The sequence below is a fragment of the Mesorhizobium sp. M5C.F.Ca.IN.020.29.1.1 genome, from assembly GCF_003997375.1.
Lineage (GTDB): Bacteria > Pseudomonadota > Alphaproteobacteria > Rhizobiales > Rhizobiaceae > Mesorhizobium > Mesorhizobium wenxiniae.
In genome coordinates, this window is the sequence record NZ_RZSW01000779.1 from 1 (window position 1) to 2,167 (window position 2,167).

Here is a 2,167-nt window from a genome sequence, read left to right on the forward strand (position 1 = left end):
GCGTAGCGGAGCGAATCGCGCAGACCGAAGGCGGCCCCAACGGCGGTGACGCTGATCGTCGCCGGCCCCGGACTGCCCATCACAACCGCCGATACCAGCACAAGCACGAGCAATTGCGGCCATAGATACGGGTGGGATAGAACTTGTCCGGCCATGCGTCATCCCCCGCATCGTGCGTCGATGCAGGGACGGTACGGCAGGCAGCGCCGAGCGTCTTGAACGATCGTGCAAACTCGTCCGCGGCCGGGTGTCCTTGACGCATCCACTGCTGAATGTCCTGGGACACGCAAGCAGTCAATTCACACGCGGCTACGCACTCGCGCTGTCGAGCTCGGCGATATCGTCTGGGCTGAGCTTCAACGATGCGGCGTGAACGAGGCTGTCGACCTGGTCCAGCGTCGTGGCGCTGGCGATTGGCGCGGTGACGCCGGGCCGCGCGATCACCCAGGCGAGCGCCACTTCCGCCTGCTTGGCCGAGTGACGCGCCGACACAGCGTCGAGTGCCGCCAGGATGCGCATGCCGTGCGCGTTGAGATAGCGCTTCACGCCGTCGCCACGCGCGCTTTTGCCGAGATCAGCTTCGCTGCGGTACTTGCCGCTCAAAAAACCCTTGGCGAGGCCGAAATAGCTGATGACGCCGAGATCCTCGGCCATGCACAGATCGCGGAGCGGCCCATCGAAGGAGGCGCGATCATAGAGATTGTATTCCGGCTGCAGCACCGCGTAGCGCGGCAGGCCCCGCAGGCTTGCTACGTCGAGCGCGGCGCGCAACTGGCCGGCATCGAGATTGGAGGCGCCAACGTGGCGGATCTTGCCCTTGGCGAGCAGTTTTTGGTAGGCGCCGAGCGTTTCCTCGTAGGGGGTCGTCGGATCCGGCCAGTGCGACAGATAGAGATCGACGACATCGGTCTGCAGCCGCTTCAGCGACGCATCGATGGCCTTTTCGACATAGGCGGCGGAGAGGTCTTTCCTGCCCTGTCCCATATCCGACCCGACCTTGGTGATCACCACGACCTTGTCGCGGTTGCCGCGGCTCTTCATCCATTTCCCGATGATGGTTTCGGATTCGCCGCCTTTGTTGCCGGGAACCCAGCGCGAATAGGCATCCGCCGTGTCGATGGCGTTGAGACCGGCGCCGACGAAGCGGTCGAGCAGGTCGAAAGAGGTTTTCTCGTCGGCGGTCCAGCCGAAGACGTTGCCGCCCAGGACCAGCGGCGCGATGGACAGGTCGGTTTGACCGAGACGACGTTTCTGCAAGACTGATCTCCGTGGGGAATGGAAAGGAGCGGGCGAAAAGCCCGGGCTTAACTAGGTCTCACCGCGCCGAGGTCAAAGGCCCGGCTGTCTTTTCCGATGGACCAGCGCTTCACAAAGGCGCGACTCGCCGCGCTCCAAATGTCTACTGGCTTTGGCGCCGGTATTCACCAGGCGGCAGTCCGACCACGCGGTTGAAAAGCCGGCTGAATGAGGCCGTATCCCGGTATCCGACCTGGTAACATATTTCCGAAATGCCGAGTTTGGTGCTTTCAAGAAGTGTTTTCGCGGCCTCAAGGCGCCGGTCTTGAATCCATCGGCCAGGAGTGGTGTGCAATTCATCGGAAAACCGGCGCGCCAGCGTTCGCGGCGACAGGCCGAGTTGCGCTCCAAGGAAGGCAAGGTCGAGCGCTCCGAGCTGTTTTCTGGATAAGGCTTCGAGCTGGTCGCGGAAGGGCTCTTGCGTGGGCAGCAGATCGGTGAGCGGGAACTCGTAGGGCGTCTGGATCTGCCGCGACGGCGGCAGCACCAGCAATTTGTGGACCAGGCGCTCCTCCCTGGCGAAACCAAGATCCCGCAGAAGCGCCTTGCCGAGCTCCAAGCCTGAAAAACCGCCGCCGCAAGTGTAGATCCGTCCGTCCCCGATCAGCACACGTGACGCGTCCCAACGCACCTTCGGAAAGCGGCGCTGAGCATCGGTCTTCAGCCACCAGGAGATCGTCGCGCGCTTTCTGTCGAGAAGACCGGCGTCTGCCAGGAAGTAACCGGCCCCGCAATGCGCAGCGATGATGGCGCCGTCGCGTTGCGCGCTTGCGATAAGCGGCGCGGCGTGGCGGCTCTCTTCCTCCAGCGCGGCAACAAGCTCCGGGATTTGCATGCCGGGCATGGCTAGCAGGACCAGCAGGTCCATGCG

2 protein-coding genes are annotated in these 2,167 nt (G+C 63.5%); both read right to left on the reverse strand.

Annotated features, from left to right (window positions below; all coding sequences use genetic code 11):
• Positions 1-309 precede the first annotated feature (309 nt).
• Positions 310-1,257 (reverse strand): aldo/keto reductase, encoded by a 948-nt coding sequence (locus EOA85_RS33430; protein WP_127212556.1) that lies wholly within the window; start codon positions 1,255-1,257, stop codon positions 310-312.
• Between the two features lie 142 nt (positions 1,258-1,399).
• Positions 1,400-2,167: helix-turn-helix domain-containing protein (locus EOA85_RS33435; protein ID WP_127212557.1), on the reverse strand; the 768-nt coding region annotated here is incomplete at its 5' end.